This window comes from Arthrobacter sp. FW306-06-A (assembly GCF_021870055.1).
GTDB lineage: Bacteria > Actinomycetota > Actinomycetes > Actinomycetales > Micrococcaceae > Arthrobacter.
In genome coordinates this window covers 3,681,348-3,698,582 of record NZ_CP084552.1, presented here as the reverse complement: position 1 = coordinate 3,698,582, position 17,235 = coordinate 3,681,348, and the positions used below count along the sequence as shown (strand labels likewise).

General features: G+C 65.6%; 13 protein-coding genes. 8 read left to right on the top strand and 5 right to left on the bottom strand.

Features of this window, described 5'->3' with window-relative positions; translation table 11 throughout:
* Window positions 1–5: 5 nt before the first annotated feature.
* On the top strand, window positions 6–1,457 hold the full coding sequence (locus LFT49_RS17310) for an aldehyde dehydrogenase (NADP(+)) (RefSeq protein ID WP_237428909.1): 1,452 nt from the start codon (window positions 6–8) through the stop codon (window positions 1,455–1,457).
* A 64-nt stretch (window positions 1,458–1,521) separates the two neighbouring features.
* Here LFT49_RS17310 and LFT49_RS17305 read toward each other — a convergent pair whose 3' ends face one another.
* Genes LFT49_RS17305 through LFT49_RS17290 form a run of 4 tightly spaced genes read right to left on the bottom strand, consistent with a single transcriptional unit; the run spans window position 1,522 to window position 7,177 of the window.
* Window positions 1,522–2,637 carry a M24 family metallopeptidase gene (locus LFT49_RS17305; protein WP_237428908.1) on the bottom strand — a complete coding sequence of 372 codons (1,116 nt, stop codon included), beginning with the start codon at window positions 2,635–2,637 and terminating at the stop codon, window positions 1,522–1,524.
* Window positions 2,634–4,673 (bottom strand): DUF6807 family protein, encoded by a 2,040-nt coding sequence (locus tag LFT49_RS17300; RefSeq protein WP_237428907.1) that lies wholly within the window; start codon window positions 4,671–4,673, stop codon window positions 2,634–2,636. Before LFT49_RS17300 ends, LFT49_RS17305 begins: the two co-directional genes overlap by 4 nt.
* Window positions 4,674–4,702: 29 nt before the next feature.
* Entirely contained in the window at window positions 4,703–5,824 is a 1,122-nt protein-coding gene (locus LFT49_RS17295; RefSeq protein ID WP_237428906.1) for an acetylxylan esterase, read from the bottom strand.
* 57 nt (window positions 5,825–5,881) lie between these two features.
* Complete coding sequence (locus LFT49_RS17290) at window positions 5,882–7,177, bottom strand: ABC transporter substrate-binding protein (RefSeq protein ID WP_237428905.1); 1,296 nt, start codon at window positions 7,175–7,177, stop codon at window positions 5,882–5,884.
* Between the two features lie 291 nt (window positions 7,178–7,468).
* Between LFT49_RS17290 and LFT49_RS17285 the strand changes: the two genes are divergently transcribed.
* From LFT49_RS17285 to LFT49_RS17275, 3 genes are all read left to right on the top strand, one after another.
* The gene (locus LFT49_RS17285) at window positions 7,469–8,413 is read left to right on the top strand and encodes a carbohydrate ABC transporter permease (RefSeq protein ID WP_236799552.1); all 945 of its coding nucleotides are present in this window, start codon (window positions 7,469–7,471) and stop codon (window positions 8,411–8,413) included.
* Complete coding sequence (locus LFT49_RS17280; protein WP_236820436.1) at window positions 8,403–9,347, top strand: carbohydrate ABC transporter permease; 945 nt, start codon at window positions 8,403–8,405, stop codon at window positions 9,345–9,347. The genes LFT49_RS17285 and LFT49_RS17280 overlap by 11 nt, the downstream gene beginning before the upstream one ends.
* 244 nt (window positions 9,348–9,591) lie before the next feature.
* Window positions 9,592–10,965: an ABC transporter substrate-binding protein gene (locus LFT49_RS17275; RefSeq protein WP_237428904.1), complete on the top strand. Its 1,374-nt coding sequence runs from the start codon at window positions 9,592–9,594 to the stop codon at window positions 10,963–10,965.
* A gap of 162 nt (window positions 10,966–11,127) precedes the next feature.
* On the opposite strand, the gene LFT49_RS17270 is transcribed toward LFT49_RS17275, so the two are convergent.
* Entirely contained in the window at window positions 11,128–13,143 is a 2,016-nt protein-coding gene (locus tag LFT49_RS17270; RefSeq protein ID WP_237428903.1) for a beta-galactosidase, read from the bottom strand.
* Between the two features lie 174 nt (window positions 13,144–13,317).
* Here LFT49_RS17270 and LFT49_RS17265 point away from each other — a divergent pair, with 174 nt between their 5' ends.
* From LFT49_RS17265 to LFT49_RS17250, 4 genes are read left to right on the top strand one after another with little or no spacing between them, the layout of a single operon-like run.
* Window positions 13,318–14,607, top strand: coding sequence for an ABC transporter substrate-binding protein (locus LFT49_RS17265; protein ID WP_237428902.1), 1,290 nt, complete (start codon window positions 13,318–13,320; stop codon window positions 14,605–14,607).
* Window positions 14,608–14,658: 51 nt separating this feature from the next.
* Complete coding sequence (locus LFT49_RS17260) at window positions 14,659–15,612, top strand: carbohydrate ABC transporter permease (RefSeq protein ID WP_236799547.1); 954 nt, start codon at window positions 14,659–14,661, stop codon at window positions 15,610–15,612.
* A complete protein-coding gene (locus LFT49_RS17255) occupies window positions 15,609–16,523 on the top strand; it encodes a carbohydrate ABC transporter permease (protein ID WP_237428901.1) in 915 nt (304 codons plus the stop codon). The genes LFT49_RS17260 and LFT49_RS17255 overlap by 4 nt, the downstream gene beginning before the upstream one ends.
* An 18-nt stretch (window positions 16,524–16,541) precedes the next feature.
* On the top strand, window positions 16,542–17,189 hold the full coding sequence (locus LFT49_RS17250; protein WP_237428900.1) for a Poxvirus protein I5: 648 nt from the start codon (window positions 16,542–16,544) through the stop codon (window positions 17,187–17,189).
* Window positions 17,190–17,235: the final 46 nt, after the last annotated feature.

Sequence of the window (17,235 nt, the reverse complement as noted above, 5' to 3'; positions counted from 1 at the left end):
CTGACGTGACAACTGCAACGCTTTCCCTCACCGAACTCACTGCCGCCGCCACGGCCGCAGCAAAAATCGCCGCGGCTGCCTCCGACGCCGAACGCGCCAGCTGGTTGAACGCGGTGGCAGACGCCCTGGACGCCAACGCCGCCGAGCTGGTAGACATCGCGGACGCCGAAACCAGCCTGGGGGCCACCCGCCTGACGGGCGAGGTGGCCCGCACCACCGGCCAGCTGCGCCTGTTTGCCCGCGTGATCACCGAAGGCTCCTACCTGGAAGCCATCATCGACCACGCGGACCCGGTCGCCACCCCGCCCCGGCCGGACCTCCGCCGGATCCTCAAGCCCATCGGTCCGGTCGCGGTTTTCTCGGCGTCCAACTTCCCGTTCGCCTTCTCGGTGGCCGGCGGAGACACTGCCTCGGCGCTCGCCGTCGGCTGTTCAGTGATCGTCAAGGCACACTCCGGCCACCTGCGGCTCTCCGAACGGACGGCGGAAATCGTGGCGGAGGCGCTTCGCCGCGCCGGGGCACCGGAGGGCCTGTTCGCCCTGGTCCACGGCCGCGAAGTGGGAACAGCCCTGGTCCAGGATCCTGCCGTCAAGGCCGTGGGGTTCACCGGGTCCATCCCCGGCGGCCGTGCCCTGTTCGACCTTGCCACCTCCCGCCCCGACCCCATCCCGTTCTACGGGGAACTGGGCAGCCTCAACCCCGTGGTCATCACAGCGGAAGCGCTGCAGGCACGCTCAGCGGAACTCGCCGCCGGACTTGCCGGGTCCTTCACCCTGGGCGCCGGGCAGTTCTGCACCAAGCCGGGCCTGGTGGTCATCCCCGCGGGAACCGACTTCGCCTCGGAGGTGGCAGAAGGGAGCAAGGACAAGCCGGCCCTGGGCATGCTGACCAGCCGCATCGCCGAGGCCTACCCGGACGGGCTCCGCAGTTTCGCTTCCGTTGACGGCGTGGACGTGGTGGGCGGCAGCGTGGACCAGGACGCCGTGGCCAACGGCGCCGCTCCGGTGGTCTTTTGCACCAGTGCCGCCAACGTCCTGGAAAACCCGGAGCAGCTGCTGGAGGAATGCTTCGGACCCACCACCATCCTCATCGAGTACAAGGACCGGGAGGAGCTGGCTGCCGTCCTGGCCAAGGTCCCGGGAAGCCTCACGGCAACGCTCCACAGCGAGCAGGGTGAGGATATCGAGGCCCTGGTGGAGCAGCTCTCCGGGCTGGCCGGACGCGTCCTGTTCGAAGGCTGGCCCACGGGCGTGGCCGTGAACTGGGCCCAGCAGCACGGCGGCCCCTACCCCGCCACCACGTCGCTGTTCACCTCGGTGGGTGCGACGGCGGTCCGCAGGTTCCAGCGCCCCGTGGCCTACCAGGACGCCCCGGAAAGCGTGCTGCACCCGGCACTGCGCGAGGACAACCCGCTGCGCATCCCGCGCCGGGTGGACGGGGAACTGCAGCTTCCGTAGCTCACAAAGAAAACCCCGGAGCCTTTGGGCTCCGGGGTTTTTTGCTGCCCGGGAAACTCGTTTACTACAGCTGCAGCGTCACCGGCCGCTCCAGCCCGTTGACGGTGCTTATGGGCCAGCGCGGGTCCACCGTCAGGACGCGGAGGCCGGACTCCGTCAGCTGGACGGTGTCTTCGATCTTGACGCCGGGGCCTGACGGGTTCCAGGTGAAGGCCTGGTCCAGCACCACAGTGTCGGTCACCGCAGACGTCACCCTGGGATCACGCCCCGCGTATCCGGCCGGTCCGCCCTGGTGATGCTGCTCCCACTGGTCCGTCCCGAAGCCGTGCCGGGAGTACGCTGCCTGGATTTCGGCAAAGATTCTGTCCAGGCGCGCCCCGGGGACCGTGGCATCGAAGATGTCCGCTTCCACGGCCGCGATACGGGCCTCGGCGTCGCGCTCTTTCGGGGTGCCGGCGTCGAACCTGATCCAGCGGGTGATGTTGGCCACCAGGCCGTCCCGGCGGGCGCACACCACGGCCATGGCACGACGGCCCAGCGGGGCGTGGGTGGCCAAAGGGTGCCGGAAATCGCTGCGGGAGCTGCCGTTGCACAGGAGTACCAGCGGCTCCGCGCCGGCCGCCACCACGCGGGCGGCCAGCGCCGAGACGAGTTCGAACTCGGTGGTCTCCGGGCGCGCTGCGGAAAGAACGTCCGTCATCATGGCAGCCAGCTCGGCGCTGAGCTGGGAGTACCGCGCGCTCTCGGCCGGGAGGAGCTGCTGGCGGGCAGCGCGCAGTTGCGCTGTGACGTCCGCTTCCGCGAGCGGCGGCCGGGAACTGCTTCCGAGGGCGGCGGCGGTCTGGTGCAGGTTGCCGTACCAGGGCACGGTGTGCAGGTTGACTTGGGCTGGAAGCTCTTCGGCCGCGATCCGCCCGGCCTCATTGTTGAAGGTCACCAGGTGGTCGCCGTCGCGGTCCACCAGGAGGGCTGCGATGGGGTCGCCGGCCAAGCTGATGTGCACGCGGCTGCCGTCCAAGTACCACGTCAGGGCAGTGTTGGAGGTCAGGAGCAGGGAGTCCCGCCCGGCAGCGTCCAGGATGTCCAGGACGCGGCGGCGCTTGATGGTGCGGTCCGTCCTTGAGCCCGGCGGCCGCCGTGCCTCCTTCGGGGGAGCGGCTGTGGTTGTTGTTTGCGTCATGACGGGTCCCCCTGTTGGTTAATTAGCGCTTCTACGTCGGCGGTGGCCAGGATTCCGTCGGCCACGAAAACGGTGATGTGCCGCCGTACCGGGTTTCCCGGCCGGGCCAAGACGGGACTGTCCCAGGCGAGCGACTGTCCCACGCCGGGGTAGCCCTCCACACGGACAAACCACGGGTCCGTGCAGCCTTCCGGGGCGACGAACACCAAGGTGGCCGGCCCGCCGTCGAACCTTCCGGACCAAGCGAGCCAGCGCGTGACGCTGCCGTGGGTCTTTGACTCGCCGCTGCCGGCCTGCGTCCACACCGCCGCTTCCCCGCACGCCGGGAGGCGCCAGAAGAAGCCGCCATAGCCGCCCTCGAAGCGGCCGTTGGAGCCCGGGCTGCCTAGGCTGACGGGCTTGTCCCCCGCGGGGGACAGGGCAAAGTCCACGGACAACCGCCAGATGGAAGGCGCGACGGCGGACCACGCCCACGTGCGTTCCTCCACCAGGACGGGGGAGCCGTCGGGGCCGTTCCACTCCAGGGTCTCCTGGAGCCTGCCCTTTTGCCCGCCGCTGTCGTCGGTCTGCTGTGAAGCGGTGGCCGTGATGCTGCCGTGGTCCGGGCGCCAGATGTACTGCCCGGCCTCCGGCGTATAGGTGCGTCCGCCCCAGAAATTGACGCCGTCCACGTCCTGCAGTGCCACCCCAACACCCAGATGCCACACGTGGTCCAGCGGCATGTGGTCCGTGACCACAGTGCCGCCGAGGGTCCGGACAGGGTGCAGGTAGGGGCGCGGGGAGGATATGGCGCGGATGTTGCTGCCGTCCTGGTAGTCCGCCACCGGCCGGCCATCCAAGGCCAGCGCCCGGACCGGCGGGAGGGCCCGGGCCCACGGGACGCCAAGGTCGGCGAACGTTGCCTGTGACTTGATGGCGCGCCCGATCAGGTCGCTGATGCCCTGGATCACGGGGTGGGCGTCGTCGCCGTCGCCCTCCCAGGAGATGGATGCAGTATCAATCGGAGCCGGCGCGGGGGAGGTGCGGATGGCTTCCAGCACTGCGGTGAAGGCGCCGGTGTCCTGCAGGGCGCACAGCAGGGGCGTCCCGGTGGCGCGGGCGTCCAGCAGGTTCTCCAGCAGGTCGGTGCGGCCGTACGTTTCATGGCGCTCGCCGTCGGCGCTGCTGATCACCACCTCATCCCGCGTGTAGTAGAGGGTGATGTCGCCCAGGGTTCCATGCACGGTGACGGTGGGATCGAGCTGCTCGGGTGCGCACAATGTGAGGGCGCACAGCAGGGTGTTCCCGCCGGCGGTGCGGATCCGGAGCACCGAGGTGTCGTCGCTCTCGGTCTGGTTGGCCCGGTAGAGGTCGGTTTCCACGGAGGCGACGTCGGAGAGCGTGTGGGCGCCGGCCAGGGACAGGCCCGTGGCAACGGCGTGGGCCAGCGCATTCGTGGCCACGCCATCCACCACGTCGGTGCCGTCCAGGCTGCGCTTTCCTGCCCAGCGTGAGCGCTTGAAGTAGGCCTTGGTCCGCAGCCACTGGCCTGTGGCGCTGATGCCCAGGACGGTGCCGATCTCCCCGGCAGCAACTTTCTCACGGATGGCGGGCAGGGCGTGGGATCCCAGGCTTTGGAAGCCCACTTGGACCAGGCGTCCCTTCTCCTGTGCGGCGGCAAGGACCTGATCGTACTGCGCCAGGGAGGCCACCGGTGGCTTTTCCACATAGACGTCCATCCCGGCGGACAGCGCGGCGAGGGCCAGCGGCGCGTGGGATTGGATGGGGGTGGCAAGAATGACGACGTCGGCACCCGGCTGTGCGGCCAGCAGCGAGTCCAGATCGGGGAAGACGGCAACCGTATCGGCCAGGGTGCCGGCCTGCGGCGGAAGGGGATCGGCCACTGCCACCAGTTGCAGGGCACCGGCTGCCTCGAGCCGGGCCAGGTTGGCGAGGTGGCGCTCGCCGAAGCCGTGCACGCCCACCAGCGCAACCCGGGGGATGGCGGTGGAGGTGGGCTGTTGCTGGGCGGATTCCGCTGGGTGCTGTGTGGTCACGTGGGTCCTCGGTGCTGTCGGAAAGGGGGTCAAGAGGTCAGTGTCCCGGCCAGGAAATCGAGGGCCTCGTCCTGCATGCCCGCCGTGAACACGTGCCCGCCCGGCCAGAAGCTGCCGGTGTAGGCGTCCGTGCCGGGGTGCAGGGATTGCAGCAGTTGGTCCGCCTGGCGCATCCCGTCCTCCGGGAACAGCTCATCCGCCAGGGCGTACTGCACCAGGAAGCGTGCTGTTTCCGCCCGGCAGGTGAGCTCCGGCCAGTCGCCCAGTTTCCACAGGCCGGGAGTCTGCAGCAGCCAGGAGTGCGCGTCCAGGTAGGCGGGGAAGAGCGACTCGAAGGTGGTCATCATGCAGGTGACCACAGCGGCCCGGACGCGCGGGCTGAGGGCGGCGAGGGCAAGGGAGCGGCCGCCGCCGCCCGAGAAGCCGATGCAGCCCAGCCTGTCCTGGTCGACGTCCGGAAGTGCTGCCAGGATGTCCAGGGCGGCAAGGTCGTCATGCGCCACCATGCCGGCCAGGCTGGTGCCCAGCAGGCCGGCTGCCTTGGCAACGGTGTCTTCATGAAAGCCGGCAGCGGCGTTGTATTCCTCCGCCTCGGAAGGCACTACGCCGTCCTCCCGCCACTGCGCCCGCCTCGCCGCTGTTGCGGAGGCCGTCCGCCATGGGGGAGTTTCGAGGTTGAACCTGCGGCTGCCCCACGCGAATGTGTCGTGGGCCAGGACGGCAAATCCCCGGCGGGCGATGGCGGTGGCCAGGGCGCGGCCGTCATAGTGTCCTGCGCGGGCAGCGGCAGCCGACGGGTGGTTGTCCGGGAGTTCCACCAGCCGGTCGGCCCCGCCGAACTTGTTCCCGCCGTGGCAGTGCAGTGCCAGGACGCCCGGCAGCGGACCAAGACTCCCGGCCGGCTTCACCAGCCAGCCCGTAGTCCGTGGACCGAAGCCCAACTGCCAGCTGAGCTGGGAGGTGGTGGCGCCGTCGTATGTTTCCTCCCAGTGCACCGTTACCTCAGGAAGTGCACCGCGCTCCGGGACGCCCAGCGCGTCCGCCAGCTCCTGCGCCGCGGCGCTGGAGGCTGCGTGGAGCGGATGCTCCCGGACGTAGTCGGGCCAGTCCTCATAGCCGGCAATGGCGCTGGGCCGTGCTGTTGGGGTCACGTGGCTGGCCTCCTTACTGCGGTGGTTCCCGGTGCTGGGCGGGTTTGCTTGCTGGGGTCAGGCGAGGTTCTGGTTGACCTCGGAGATCATGCCCTTGGCAGCATCGCGCGGGGAGATCTTTCCGAAGAGTACATCCGTGTTGTAACGGTTCAAAACCTCCATGGTCGCCGATGATCCTGCCGGGAACGGCTTCGGAGCTTCGATCTTCATGGCGGCAATGCGGTCCAGGTACGCGGCCTCCTTCTGCTGGGTTTCCTTCAGCATAGGAGTGATGCCGGCCTTGAGTTCAGTGTTGGCGGGCATTCCCCGGTCACTCTTGATCTTGGACGCTGCGTCCATGTTGTTGACCAGGTAGTTAATGAAGAGGGCAGCTTCCTTGGACTGTGGCGACTTGGACGAGATGGCGTATTCCATGGAGGAGCGCAGCCACGCGCCGGGTGCCTTGCTTTCGCCCGGGAGCTTCACCATGACCAGCGGCGAGCCGGAGTAGGAGGTCATCTGGTTGCTCCAGGAAATCTTCATCCCTTGTTTGCCTTGCCCCATCAGGGTCATTTCGGGCTGCGCGGAACCGTCCTCCACGGTCTGCGAGGCAGACGGGGCGCCGCCGGTCTCCGTCAGCTTCTTGTTGAGCTCGAACCAGCGGGTCAGGGTGTCCTCGCTGATGCCCATCTTCTTTCCGTCGTCGGTGTAGAGGGCTTCCCCGTTTTGGCGGGCCCAGACGGCCAGGAAGGAATCGTTGGCCATGGGCGTGGTGCCGAACGTTCCGGCCGGCGACTTTTGCGTGATTTCGGCAGCGATCCTGGCGTAGTCGTCCCAGGTCCAGGTCTCGTCATCCGGCATGGCAACACCGGCGGCCTCGAAGACCTTGGGGTCGAGGACCATGGACATGGAGTTGACGCCCGCGGTGATGGTGTACTGCTTGCCGTCGATCTTGCCCAGGTCCACGGTGCCTTCCGCGAACTTGGACGTATCGATCTGGTCCTTGACCTTGTCCAGGTCCAGCAGGACTCCGCGGCTGGCGTACTCGCTGGGATAGGCGCCGCTCATGGCAATGACGTCCGGCATGGTTCCGCCCGCAATCTGGGTGGCCATCTTGTCCCAGTAGGAGCTGAATTCGGTGTTCTCGCCCTGGACCTTGATGGTGGGGTTCGCGGCTTCGAACGCCTTGATCACCTCCATGGTGGTTTTGGCCCTGGAATCGTTGCCCCACCAGGCGAACCGGATGGTGACGGGATCTTCTGCCGTCCCCACTTTTCCTGCCTGCGGGCTGCTGCCGCAGCCGGTGAGGGCCAGCGCGGCCGCGGCGCAGGCGCCGGTGATGCCCAGGACGGATTTCTTGAGACCAAACTTCATTGTTGTGCCCCTTGGCGGGTTGGTTGTGCTCGAGTGACGGCGGTAACAGAAAGCGTTTTCTCAAAAACTAACAAAGGGCTATACAGGAGTCAAGAAAGCGTTTACTTTGGTACGGAGCCGCAATTCATACGGCCCCGCGGCGCCGGAACCGCTTCCGCTCTCACGGGCAGGAGCAGGGCCGGGCCTGGGTGCCGGATACCCCATCGCCCTGCGATGAAACAACGTGGAGGCCACGATGACCAAAGGAGACCACATGGCCGCAAAACACATCCCCAGGACGGAGCAGCTTCCGTGAGCGCCATCAGCGAACTCAGCTCCATCACCCGGCGGAAGGGCAAAGCCACCGCTGCTGAAAAGAAGGCCAACAGGCGGGACAACAAGGCCGCCTACATCTTCCTGCTGCCGTGGCTGGTGGGCCTGGTGGCCATCACCATCGGCCCCATGCTGATGTCCCTGTACCTGTCCTTTACGGACTACAACCTGCTCCAGCCGCCGGAATGGACGGGGCTGCACAACTTCACCCGAATGCTCAGCGACGCCCGGCTCCACAATTCACTGCGCGTGACGTTTACCTATGTCTTCGTGGGCGTTCCGCTGCAGCTGGCTGTGGCGCTGTTGATCGCCCTCGTCCTGGACAAGGGGCTTCGCGGCCTTCCGTTCTACCGCTCGGTGTTCTACTTGCCGTCGCTCCTGGGCGGCTCCGTGGCCGTTGCCATCCTGTGGAAGCAGATCTTCGGCACCACCGGCCTGGTCAACCAGGTCCTGGCCATGTTCGGCATCCAGGGTCCGGGCTGGATCTCGGATCCCAGCACGGCGCTGGGATCGATCATCCTGCTGCACGTCTGGACCTTCGGCGCCCCCATGATCATCTTCCTGGCGGGCCTGCGGCAGATCCCGAACATGTACTACGAGGCCGCCAAGGTTGACGGCGCCACCACGCTGCAGCAGTTCTGGCGGATCACCCTGCCGATGCTGAGTCCGATCATCTTCTTCAACCTGGTGCTGCAGATCATCGGTTCATTCCAGTCGTTCACCCAGGCGTTCATTGTCTCGGGCGGCAACGGCGGCCCATCCGACTCCACCATGTTCTTCACGCTGTACCTCTACCAAAAGGGCTTCGGCCAGTTCGACATGGGCTACGCGTCGGCCATGGCATGGGTACTGCTGCTCATCATCGGTGTCTTCACCGCCATCAACTTCATCGCTTCTAAGTATTGGGTTTTCTATGACGACTAAGCTTGAGACGCTGCCCACCCCGGAGAGGAAGTCCGCCGGCGCCGGCAAGCCCAACAACCGCAAGCCCAGGGTCCGTGAGTCCCGGGGAACACTGGCCTTCAGCCGCGCGCAGCGAGGCAAATCGCTGATGAAGCACGGCATCCTCATCCTTGCCGGCGCCCTGATGATCTACCCGCTCCTGTGGATGGTGGTGTCCTCGCTCCGCCCCAATGAGATGATCTTCCGCGAGCCCGGCCTGTGGCTGAACAGCCTGGAAATGAGCAACTACACCTCGGGGTGGTCGGCCCTGACGCACCCGTTCGGCCACTACATGCTGAACTCGGCCATTGTGGTGATCGGCTCGATCCTGGGAAACCTGGTGTCGTGCTCCATGGCCGCCTACGCCTTCGCCCGGCTCCAGTTCACGGGCAAGCGGCTGTTTTTCGGCATCATGCTGCTGACCATCATGCTGCCGTTCCACGTGGTGATCGTTCCGCAGTACATCCTGTTTTCGCAGATCGGCTGGGTGAACACGTTCTGGCCGCTGCTGGTGCCGAAGCTGCTGGCGACGGACGCGTTCTTCGTCTTCCTGATGGTGCAGTTCATCCGCGGCATCCCCCGCGAACTCGATGAAGCAGCACGCATCGACGGCGCCGGCCATCCCCGCATCTTCCTGCGGGTCATCCTGCCGCTCATGGTGCCGGCATTGGCCACCACCACCATCTTCACCTTCATCTGGACCTGGAACGACTTCTTCGGGGCCCTGATCTACCTCACGGACCCCGATATGTTCACCGTCCCGGTGGCGCTGCGGGCCTTCGTTGATTCGCAGTCGGCCACAAGCTGGGGATCCCTGTTCGCCATGTCCATCGTCTCCCTGCTGCCGGTCTTCCTGGTGTTCCTCTTTGGCCAGCGGTTCCTGATCAAGGGCATCGCCACCACCGGCATCAAGTAACCCAGCCCTCCAACTTCCATATCCCTGAACGGCCCGTCCTTGCGGCGGGCCGTTCGTCCGTCCACGCCGTTCGAAATCTTTCAAGATCACGACTCAGGCTTCTTGTATTACAAGTTGTGGACTTGTAGCATTAGATCTAGAAAGCGCTTTCATAACGCATCCGCTCGGCCCTATCGCTGAGTCGGAACCGAGTCCCCACTTGGAACACCACCCGCACCTTGATCAAAGAAGATCGGAGTACACAGTGCCGCTTTTTCCCCGTCCTGCAGCTGCTGCAAAGCAGCGGGCAGGGGCACCCACTTCAGGCGCACTGCGCCACGGCCGCCAAGGCCGAACCCGTAAAGCCGGCGCCGTTGCGGCTGCAGTTGCCGCCGTTATGGCCCTCAGTGCCTGCGGCGGGGGAGCAGCCCCCCAGAACGCGGACGGTACTGTCGAGCTCCGCTTCTCCTGGTGGGGCGGCGACAAGCGCGCCCAGCTCACCCAGGAAGCCATCAACCAGTTCGAAGCAGAGAACCCCAAGATCAAGATCAAGCCGGAGTTCGGCGACTGGAGCGGATACTGGGACAAGCTGGCCACCCAGGTGGCGGCCAATGATGCTCCGGACATCATCCAGATGGACGAAAAGTACATCACCGAATATTCCAGCCGCGGGGCACTCCTGGACCTTTCCAAGTACGAGATCGACACTTCCAAACTGGACGAGGCTGCACTCAACGCCGGCAAGGGCGAGAAGGGCCTGACGGGCATTGCCGCCGGCATCAACGCCGCCACCATCCTGGCCAACCCGGCCGTCTTCCAGGCCGCCGGTGTCCCGCTTCCGGACGACACGAAGTGGACCTGGGAGGACTTCGGCAAGATCGCCGCCGACATCACCGCCAAGTCCCCCAAGGGAACCTACGGTGCGGCCGCCTATGGAACCGACGAGGCCTCCCTTGGCGTGTGGCTCCGGCAGAACGGCAAGTCCCTGTACACGTCGGACGGCAAGCTGGGCTTCGAGCCCGGGGACATCGCCGAATGGTGGGCCTTCCTGAAGAAGCTCAGCCAGGAGAAGGCCGTGCCTTCAGCCTCCGAGGTGGTGGAGGCCGAGGCCGCTCCGCTTGACCAGAGCGGGCTGGCGACCGGCAGGAACGGCATGGCCTTCTGGTGGTCCAACCAGGCCCCTGCCTTGGAAAAGGCCAGCGGCGGAGACCTGAAGATCCTGCGCTTCCCCACCAAGACGGGGTCCGCCGCCGACGCCGAGCTCTGGTACAAGGCGTCGCAGTTCTGGTCTGCTTCCTCCCGGACCAAGCACCCCCAGGAAACTGCAAAGTTCATTAACTTCCTGACCAACAACGTCAAAGCCGGCGAGGCGCTCCTGGCGGACCGCGGCGTCTACCCGAACTCGGAGGTCCGGGCAGCCATCCAGTCCAAGCTCACCCCTGCCGACGTCAAGGTGGTCAAGTTCATCGATCAAATCAAAGATGAGCTCGGGGAGGCCCCGGCGCCGCCGCCGAAGGGCGCCGGCGCCATCCAGGAAATCATCAAGCGGTACACGTCGGAAGTCCTCTTCGAACGGCTGTCCCCGGAGGACGCCGGCAAGAAGGCAACGGATGAAATGAAATCAGCTATCAGCAGCTAGTCGGCAGGGCTGTTTTGAGGTGAGTCCTCCAAAACGGGGCACTTTGACACGGACTCGCTAGCCGTCGTCGTGGTTTGCACGAAAATAGCGCCCAAAGTGCCCCGCGACGGTGGGGAGGGCGGCACCGGGGGAGGTGCCGCCCTCGGACTTCTGTCCGCGCGCCTACGCCTCCGCGATCACGGCCACGCTGCCGGCCGGAACGGTGCCGCCGAAAGACTCCCCCGTCAGGAGATCAGTTCCCGTGGCCGAGACGGAGACATCCGCCCGGGTGTGGTTGATGGCGAACAGGAAACTCTGTCCGTCGGCCGAACGCCTCCGCACCAGCTCCACGCCGGGATCGGCCACGGCCGCGGGGGAGACCAGGGACTCCGCCAGCAGTTTGTCCAGGAGGGCGTCGATCCCGTGGCGGTCCGGGAAGGTGGCAAGGTACCAGGCGGCACCGGACCCCACGCTCCGACGGGTCAGGGCGGGCGCACCCTCCAGCGGGTACTCGGTAAAGGTCTGCAGGGCCTCGGCGCCGGCCAGGTGGACATCTTCGCTCCAGATGGACGAAACAGTGCCGTCGCTCAGCTTCAGCTGCGCTCCGGCCAGCAGGGGGTGGAACTCCTCCACCCGAACCCCCAGGAGTTCCCGGAACGCCCCCGGGTAGCCGCCCAAACGGATGTGGTCCTCCATGTCCACAATTCCGCTGAAGTAGCTGACCAGGACCGTGGCACCGGCGTCCGCGGCAGCGGTGATGTTGGCAGCGTGGTCGTCGGACACGGCATACAGGGTGCACACCAGCACCAGGTCGTACCCCTCAAGGGCATCGGAGGGGTGCACCATGTCGACCGAAATGCCGCGCAGGAACAGGCCGCGGTGGAAGGCCCGCAGCAGGTCCAGGTACTTGACGTCCACGCTGGGCTTCGAATCGATTTCGCTGGCCCACCACGCCTCGTAGTCAAAGACAATGGCCGCACGCGACTGGACCCGCGAACCCCGCACCGGCTCCAGCCGTTTCAGTGCGGCGCCGAGTTCCACCACTTCCCGCCACACGCGGGTGTCCCGTCCGCCGTGTGGCACCATCGCCGAGTGGAACTTCTCCGAGCCCGCAAAGCTCTGCCGCCACTGGAAGAACATGACGGCGTCGGCCCCGCGGGCCACGTGGGCCAGGGAATTGCGCAACATCTCGCCGGGCATCTTGGGCTGGTTGCGCGGCTGCCAGTTCACAGCCGACGTCGAATGTTCCATCAGGATCCATGGGTCACCGCCCGCGATGCCCCGGGTGAGGTCCGCGCTGAAGGCCAGTTCGACGTGCCGTTCCGGGTCCGCAGCGACAAGGTAGTGGTCGTTGGCGATGACGTCCAGGTCCTTGGCCCAGTCGAAGTAGTCCATGGACTTGGTGGCGCTGGAGGCCATCAGGTTGGTGGTGCACGGGATGTCCGGGGTGACCTCGCGCAGGACTGCCACCAGCTTCCGGCAGTAGTCCATCAGTGCCCAGGAGTTGAAGCGCTGGAAGTCCAGCTGCTGGCCCGGGTTCAGCGTGGTCGGGGCGATGGCGGGCGGCAGGATTTCTTCGAAGGAGCCATAGTTCTGGGACCAGAATGCCGTGCCCCAGGAAGCATTGAGGGCCCCAATGCTTCCGTACCGGCGTTCCAGCCAGGCGCGGAAGGCTGCCGCGTCCTCCTCGCCGTAGAACTCCGAGACGTGGCAGCCCAACTCGTTGTCCACATGCCACAGCGCCAGGGCCGGGTGGTCCTTGTACCGTTCGGCCAGGACTCGGGTGATGCCTGTGGCATAGCGGCGGTAAACGGCCGACGACGGCGTGTAGTGCCGCCGGGAGCCCGGTCCCAGCACGGTCCCGTCAGCGGTGACCGGCAGGATCTCCGGATGCTTTCGGACCAGCCAGGCGGGGGGAGCAGCGGTGGCGGTGGCCAGCGCCACCTTCACGCCGATTCCTGCGAGGTTGTCCATGACGTCGTCCAGCCACCCGAAGTCGTACTTGCCCTCGGCCGGTTCGAGCAGTGCCCAGGAGAAGATTCCCACGCTGAGGAAGTTCACGCCGGCCTCCTGCATGAGTTCCAGGTCCTCCAGCCGGACGCTGACGGGCCACTGCTCCGGGTTGTAATCACCGCCGAAAGCGATGCCTTCGACTTTGCTCCAAACGCTCGACGGTCCGTGCGTTACCTGTTCTGTCATGGGACTCCTTTGTCAGCTGGGTAGATGGAACGAACGAATGGTCAGACCTTTGGAAAACGCTTGCCCAATCCTGGGAATGTCGCTATTGTATCGTTTCAGAAGCCGTGTAAGCCAGCTCACTACCGCCGTTGTAGACCGAGAAAAGGCAAACACCCATTGAGCAAGGAGGCTCCCGTGATCAACAGAAGGCATTTCCTCACAACCGTGGCCATTGGTACCGCATCCGCAGCAGCACTGTCGGCCTGTGGGAACGGATCCGGCTCGTCCGGCCAGACCGGTTCCGCAGACAAGCCCGTCACCATCAACTACACCTGGTGGGGCAACGACGACCGCGCCGAGCGTACCCGCAAGGCCATTGCCCTGTTCGAGTCGAAGAACCCGGACATCAAGGTCAACGGAAACTTCACCGACTTCGCCGGCTACTGGCAGAAGCGGGCCACCGAGGCCGCAGGCGGCGGGCTGCCGGACGTCATGCAGTGGGACCTGTCTTACCTGCGCGACTACGGCCAGCGCAACCAGCTCCTGGACCTCAGCACGGTCAAGATCAACACGGACGCCTTCGAGAAGTCCCTCCTGCCTTCAGGCCAGATCAAGGGCAAGACCTACGGCATCCCCACCAGCACCAACGCCTTCGCCGTCTACTACGACCCCGCCAAGCTTGCCTCCCTGGGCATTGCCGAGCCCACCGGCAAGTGGACCTGGTCCGAATTCCAGTCATTCCTGAAGGAAGTTGGCGACAAGGGCAATGGCACCCTCTATGGGTCCACGGACTTCACCGGCGTGTGGTGGCAGTTCAACATCTGGCTCCGGCAGAAGAACATGCAGGCCTTCAACAGCGACGGGAAGCTGGGTTTCAGCAAGGACGACCTGAAGACCTGGTGGAACCTCAACTCGAAGCTTCGCGGGACCCAGGCCATCGTTCCGGAAGAGAGGGTGACCCAGCTCAAGCCCAAGTCGCCGTTCGGTTCGAACGTCAGTGCTGCCGAGGTTACCTGGGACAACTTCATGGCCGGCTACCTCGGGGACAGCGGCGCAAAGGAACTCAAGCTGGTGCCCGTGCCGTCGGATGACCCCAACAACCTGGGCCTGTTCCTCAAGCCTTCCATGCTGATGGTGGCAAGCGCCAAGACCAAGTTCAAGGATGCTGCCGCGCGCTTCATCGATTTCATGGTCAACGACCCCGAGGTGGGCCAGATCTTCAAGACCTCCCGCGGCGTCCCCGCCTCCAAGACCCAGCGCGACGGTACCACCTTCGACGGCGCCGACAAGCTCGTGGTGGATTATGAGAAGTCCATCGAGCAGTACCTCAAGGACGCCCCGGAGCCGCCTATCGTCGGCTTCGGAACGCTGGAAGCTTCGTTCGGCCGGATCGCCTCCGACCTTAACTACGGCAAGGTCACCGTTGACGGTGCCGTCGACGCGTGGTTCAAGGAAGCCGAAGACGTCATCAAGCAGAACGCCTGATCCGGCTGCCATGCCCTCCCGCCCTGGTTCCACGACTGACGGAATGATCTCGTGACTTCAAGCCCAACCCTGAGCAGGCGTTCGGCGTCGTCCGCTCCCGTGCAGCTTCGCAAGTCGAAGCGCAACGGAGTGGACGCCCGTGCCGGCTACACGTTCCTGCTGCCCTGGCTGCTGGGATTCATCGCCCTGACGGTAGGGCCGATGATCTCCTCGCTGTACCTGTCCTTCACCAACTACAATCTGTTTGAGGCCCCCAAGTGGATCGGCCTGGACAACTACACCACCCTGTTCCAGGACGAACGGTTCCTGCAGTCCGTGGGCGTGACCTTGTCCTACGTGGTCTTCGGCACCCCGCTGAAGCTCGCGGCCGCGCTGGCGGTGGCCATGCTGCTGAACAGCAAGCGCCGCGGCCAGGGCTTCTACCGCTCGGCGTTCTACGCGCCGTCGCTGATCGGCGCGTCCGTGTCCATCGCCATCGTCTGGAAGGCGATGTTCGGGGACTCCGGGCCCGTGGACCAGGGGTTGTCCTTCTTCGGAATCAACCTGGGCGGCTGGGTGGGCAACCCCGCCATGACCATGCCGATGTTCATCCTGCTGACGGTGTGGCAGTTCGGCGCCCCGATGGTGATCTTCCTGGCCGGGCTCAAGCAGATCCCCGGCGAGCTCTACGAAGCAGCGTCCATGGACGGCGCCGGCCCGGTGCGGAAGTTCTTCAACATCACCTGGCCCATGCTCTCCCCGGTGATCTTCTTCAACCTGCTGATGGAAACCATCCACGCGTTCCAGGTTTTCGCGTCGGCCTACATCATCTCCAACGGCGACGGCGGCCCCGCCGGATCCACCCTCTTCTACACCCTCTACCTGTACCTGCGCGGCTTCAGCGACTTCCGGATGGGCTACGCCTCGGCCATGGCCTGGCTGCTGGTGGTCGTGGTCGGCATCATCACGCTGATCTTCTTCCGCACGTCCAAGTCCTGGGTCCACTACAGCGGTGATTCACGATGACAACCATGGCAACTCCCACCCAGTCCACTCCGGACACCGTCCCGGCCTACAACCCGAAGTCAGAGTCCACCGGGGCCAAGCGGGCCAAGAGCGTGGTCTTCCACGCCGCGGCCCTCATCCTCACGGCCATCGTGCTGTACCCGGGCCTGTGGATGATCGCGTCGTCCTTCAAGCCGAACTCCGAAATCGGCGGGCAGAACACGTCGCTGTGGTCCAACAATTTCAGCTTCGACAACTTCGTTACTGCCATGGACGGGATCGGCGGGGTGTCCACCCTGCAGTTCTTCACCAACTCGCTGATCCTGGCCCTCGGCGCAGTGGTGGGGACCATCCTGTCCGCGTCCGTTTCGGCCTACGCGTTCGCCCGGATCAACTTCCCCGGCCGCAGCATCTTCTTCGGCATGATGATCGCCACCTTGCTGCTGCCCTTCCACGTGGTGATCATCCCGCAGTACATCGTGTTCCAGCAGTTGGGCCTGGTGGACACGTACGTGCCGCTGCTGATCGGCAAGTTCCTGGCTGCGGACGCGTTCTTCGTCTTCCTCATGGTCCAGTTCATGCGCGGCCTGCCCACGGAGCTGGACGAGGCGGCACGGATCGACGGCGCCGGGCACGCCCGGATCTTCTTCTCCATCATGCTGCCGCTGATGAAGCCGGCCCTGATCTCCACCTCGATCTTCTCCTTCATTTGGAGCTGGAACGATTTCCTGGGCCCGCTGCTGTACCTGAACACCCCGGACAAGTACCCGCTGCCGCTGGCCCTGCGGCTCTTCGTGGACCAGACCCAGTCCTCGGACTACGGCGCCATGATCGCCATGTCGGTCCTGGCCCTGCTCCCCGTCCTGATCTTCTTCCTGATCTTCCAGCGGTACATCGTCGAAGGCGTCTCCACCCAGGGCCTCAAAGGCTAAAGGCAGTAAAGGAAGAAAATGAGCGTCATGGACAGCACCACACCCGCATCCAGGCACGAACCCATCCCGGTGAACCGGTTCGCCCTGTTCTCCGAAACCCTTTTGGCAGGGGTGCTGGTGCTGGTGCTGTCCCTCCCGCTCGTCACCATCCCGGCCGCCTACGCCGCCGGGACCGCGCACCTCGAACGGCACCTGAACGGCCGGGACGATTCCGTCCGCGGCCTGTGGGGCCTGTTCAAGGCTGCCCTGCCGGGCAGCTGGAAACTTGGCATCACGACGGCGGCAGCCGCCGTCGTGATTGTCCTCAACCTCTTGCTCGCCTGGGTTGGGCAGCTCCCCGGCCGCGGCCTGGTCCTTCCCGCCACGCTCATCCTTGCCGCCGGCGCCGCCATCGTGCTGCTGCGCACCGCATCCGCCTGGTCCGACTACGGAGGGTCCGACTTTGCAGCCGCCGGAACCACCGGCAAGGACACTTGGCGCCGGGCCCTCGAAACCGGCCAGGCATTCTCCCTCCGTGACTGGACCGGGTCGCTGCTGCTGGCCGCCGCCCTGTTTTGTGCCGTGGTCTTCGTCTGGATGCTCGCCGCGCTTTTCGTCGTCGTCCCCGGAACCCTCATCCTGGCCGCCGCCGCAGTGAAGCTGCGCTCCGGCCGCACCAAACGCTGACTGTGCCTGCCCGCCGCACGCGCTCCCTCCAGTCAGAACAAGCCGT

What these genes read in the sequence shown, in the direction of transcription:
- LFT49_RS17305 (WP_237428908.1), bottom strand. Translation starts at nt 2,637, where the DNA reads ATGACGCAAACAACAACCACAGCCGCTCCCCCGAAGGAGGCACGGCGG.
- LFT49_RS17290 (WP_237428905.1), bottom strand. Translation starts at nt 7,177, where the DNA reads ATGAAGTTTGGTCTCAAGAAATCCGTCCTGGGCATCACCGGCGCCTGC.
- LFT49_RS17280 (WP_236820436.1), top strand. Translation starts at nt 8,403, where the DNA reads ATGACGACTAAGCTTGAGACGCTGCCCACCCCGGAGAGGAAGTCCGCC.
- LFT49_RS17270 (WP_237428903.1), bottom strand. Translation starts at nt 13,143, where the DNA reads ATGACAGAACAGGTAACGCACGGACCGTCGAGCGTTTGGAGCAAAGTC.
- LFT49_RS17255 (WP_237428901.1), top strand. Translation starts at nt 15,609, where the DNA reads ATGACAACCATGGCAACTCCCACCCAGTCCACTCCGGACACCGTCCCG.
- LFT49_RS17250 (WP_237428900.1), top strand. Translation starts at nt 16,542, where the DNA reads ATGAGCGTCATGGACAGCACCACACCCGCATCCAGGCACGAACCCATC.